A 1,087-nucleotide genomic window follows, 5' to 3' on the forward strand; every position below is an offset into this window, starting at 1 on the left:
GAGGGGCCGTTCTTCGCCGACCTGTTCGAGGCGCACGACGTCCGCGAGGTCATCGACGTGGGAGCGGGCAGCGGCAAGCACGCGATCATGTTCGCGCGCTGGGGCAAGCGCGTGGTCGCGGCCGACCCTGACGAGTCGATGCTCGCGCAGGCGCGGGCGAACCTCGGCGAGGCAGAGGACGACATCGCGGCGTCAGGCGGCGACCTGAAGATCGTCGAGGCGGGTTTCGGGCACCTCGCGCTGCACGACCTCGGGCCCGTCGACGCGATCACCTGCACCGGCAACGCGCTCCCGCACGTCGCAGGCCACGACGGGCTCGCCGCGGCGCTCCGCGACTTCCACGCCGTGCTGCGCCCCGGGGGCGTCGTCGTGCTGCACCTGCTCAACCACCAGCGCTTGCTCGACAACCGCGTGCGCAGCATCCCGCCGGTGGTGCGCGTGGCCGAGGACGGGACGATGACCGTCTTCCTGCGCGTGATCGACTACCCCGAAGGCGGCGAGTACATCGACTTCGACTTCCTCACGCTCACCCGCCCGCCCGGTGGCGCGTGGCAGACCGCGAGCCGCCGCTCGGCGCACACCGCGCTGCCCATCGCGACGCTGACGACAGCGCTGCAGCAGGCCGGCTTCGGCGACGTGCGCGCGTACGGCAGCCACGACGGCACGCCGCTGGAGATCGACGCCGACGAGAGCGTGGTCGTGACGGCCGAGCGGCTCTAGCCGGACGGACGGGCAGCCAGCCCGCCGCCGGACCATGGGCGGATCTTCTCGAGTTCGGCGTCCAGCTTCGCATGCGCGACCTCGGTGTCGTGCGCGACCTGTGCGCGCAGCCAGTAGCCGTCCGACAGCCCGAAGAAGCGGCAGAGTCGCAGGTCGGTGTCGGCGGTGATTGCGCGCTTGCCGGCGATGATCTCGCCGATGCGGGTGGCGGGGACCCAGATCTCCTTCGCGAGCCGGTACTTCGTGATGCCCAGGGGCGCGAGGAACTCCTCCATGAGCAGCTCGCCGGGGGTCACGGGGGGCAGGGTCTGTCTCTTCGCCATCATCATCACCTTCTAGTGGTAGTCCACGATCTCGACATCTTCGG

The 1,087-nt window shown here is 70.7% G+C and carries 2 protein-coding genes; one reads left to right on the forward strand and one right to left on the reverse strand.

Translation table 11 applies throughout. The annotated features are described in order from the left end of the window. The coding region (locus FDZ70_11235; protein TLM65247.1) for a class I SAM-dependent methyltransferase at positions 1–720 on the forward strand (720 nt) is incomplete at its 5' end. Here the strand turns inward: FDZ70_11235 and FDZ70_11240 are convergent. After that, positions 717–1,043, reverse strand: a complete 327-nt coding sequence (locus FDZ70_11240) for a HigA family addiction module antidote protein (protein ID TLM65248.1) — start codon at positions 1,041–1,043, stop codon at positions 717–719. The genes FDZ70_11235 and FDZ70_11240 overlap by 4 nt on opposite strands. Positions 1,044–1,087 lie beyond the last annotated feature (44 nt).

The sequence above is a fragment of the Actinomycetota bacterium genome, from assembly GCA_005774595.1.
In the GTDB taxonomy this organism is placed as follows: domain Bacteria; phylum Actinomycetota; class Coriobacteriia; order Anaerosomatales; family D1FN1-002; genus D1FN1-002.

Coding starts and splice junctions, on each gene's coding strand:
- FDZ70_11240 (TLM65248.1), bottom strand. CDS start 1,043: ATGGCGAAGAGACAGACCCTGCCCCCCGTGACCCCCGGCGAGCTGCTC.